Raw genomic sequence first — 1,687 nt, 5'->3', positions numbered from 1 at the left:
GGTTATTCCATACACAAACAGGTCTTTTTAGAATCGGAACGATTTTGTATTTACTCTTTTTCACCTTTGTAGAAAACACACTTTTCGCATCTTTAATTGCTTGATTTTTCACCGCACTTGGGATATTGGCCTCAATATCCTTTGTACTTTTCTTCGTGCTTTTCTTTGCTTCAACCATTTCAGATACAAGGGCATTAATGACTTTTATATACTCGTGGCTACTTTGTTCCAATAGCATGATTTGTTCTTTTGTTGGAAGTAATTTAACTTTAACCGTGATGGTTTGTGGCACAAGTTTCACCCCCTCGTTTTTTGATTTTCAACATAATGTTTTATTGTCTCACTTGATACACTTCCAGCAGTAGAAACAAAATAAGAACGCGTCCATAGGCTCGGCAAGTGTTGAAGATGTGGAAATTCTTCTCTCAAACGTTTTGATGTCACTCCTTTAATTTTTGCCATTGTATCAGCAGGACTAAGTGTTGGTGGTGTATTTAAGAACAAGTGAACGTGGTCTTTGTCGCATTCCATTGCAACAATAGAAATATCCAATTCTCCGCATATTTCTTGAACCAACTCCTTAAAACGTTCTTCTACTTTTGTGTTAAGAAAAATCTTTCTTCTGTATCGCGGGCAAAACACAAAATGATAGTTAATTAATGACACGGTTGTTTTGGTTCTTCTATAATCATTCATCATGTTCGCATTGTATCAGTTGGATAACAAAGCTGCAACATGAAAGATGAAAAAATAAAAGATACCAACATTTTGGATACTTAGAGTGCCACAAACCTTGCGGTTTTTAGTGCACTCCTTATCCAACCTCACTTTCATCCCATGCCTAAAGGCGAGGGGCTTTCTCGTTCGGGAAGGGCTGTAAACAAGACATAATGAAAATAAAAAAATGGAAAATTTGTTAACGACAATGATATGCTTACATATGTATATTTGTTACATAAATACATTAATTTTATTAAATGAGAGGTGATGAGTTGCATCTCAATATTAAATCATTACATTATTATAATTCGTAAGCAAAATCTAGTATCTTAGATAAGGAGGTTCTTAAATGAACTGGAGAAAAATTTTTGGTTATCGCTCTAAAACCGCATGGAAAATGTTTATTGCTTCCATTGTTTATATCTTTATTTTATTTTTAATACTTCAAGCAATTATTCCAAATTCTATCCGCCCTGCCCTTGTTAATATTGGTTTTTTGGGATTTTCGTTAAGCTTACTTGCTTTAATTATTGGATTAATTAAGCCACAATTTGTGTTACCCAAAATACAAATTAAAACCAGAAAGAAAGTAGTATATTCATATTTATATCTAGCACTAGCTTTCTTTTTAATGAGTATTGTATTTATTGATGGAAAATCACCTTCCAATCAAACTGTAAAAAAGGCAGACACCAAAGTTGCCACTTCACAAGATACTAAAAAAGATACAGCAGACACAAAGAGTAAGGAAGAAGCTGACCGTAAAGCTAAAGAAGAAACTGACCGTAAGGCTCAGGAAGAGGCTCAACGTAAAGCTCAGGAAGAAGCTAACCGTAAAGCTCAGGAAGAAGCTAACCGTAAAGCTCAGGAAGAAGCTAACCGTAAAGCTCAGGAAGAAGCTAACCGTAAAGCTCAGGAAGAAGCTAACCGTAAAGCTCAGGAAGAAGCTAACCGTAAAGCTCAAGAA

General features: G+C 35.0%; 2 protein-coding genes and 1 pseudogene. 1 reads left to right on the top strand and 2 read right to left on the bottom strand.

From position 1 onward, the window contains the following. Together ACS2FK_RS30375 and tnpA are read right to left on the bottom strand one after the other, a co-directional pair. Positions 1 to 292, bottom strand: a pseudogene (locus ACS2FK_RS30375) (RNA-guided endonuclease TnpB family protein); the annotation flags it as partial. A gap of 5 nt (positions 293 to 297) precedes the next feature. Then, positions 298 to 699 (bottom strand): IS200/IS605 family transposase, encoded by a 402-nt coding sequence (gene tnpA, locus ACS2FK_RS30370; RefSeq protein WP_015406646.1) that lies wholly within the window; start codon positions 697 to 699, stop codon positions 298 to 300. A 370-nt stretch (positions 700 to 1,069) separates the two neighbouring features. On the opposite strand from tnpA, the gene ACS2FK_RS30365 reads away from it, so the two are divergent. After that, positions 1,070 to 1,687 (top strand): protein TolA (locus ACS2FK_RS30365; RefSeq protein WP_438899973.1); only part of this gene is annotated, 618 nt, incomplete at its 3' end.

This window comes from Bacillus cereus group sp. BceL220 (assembly GCF_051776965.1).
GTDB classification, from domain to species: domain Bacteria; phylum Bacillota; class Bacilli; order Bacillales; family Bacillaceae_G; genus Bacillus_A; species Bacillus_A cereus.
The sequence above is the reverse complement of the archived record's forward strand: the minus strand, read 5'-3'. Positions and strand labels throughout refer to the sequence as shown.

What these genes read in the sequence shown, in the direction of transcription:
- tnpA (WP_015406646.1), bottom strand. Translation starts at nt 699, where the DNA reads ATGATGAATGATTATAGAAGAACCAAAACAACCGTGTCATTAATTAAC.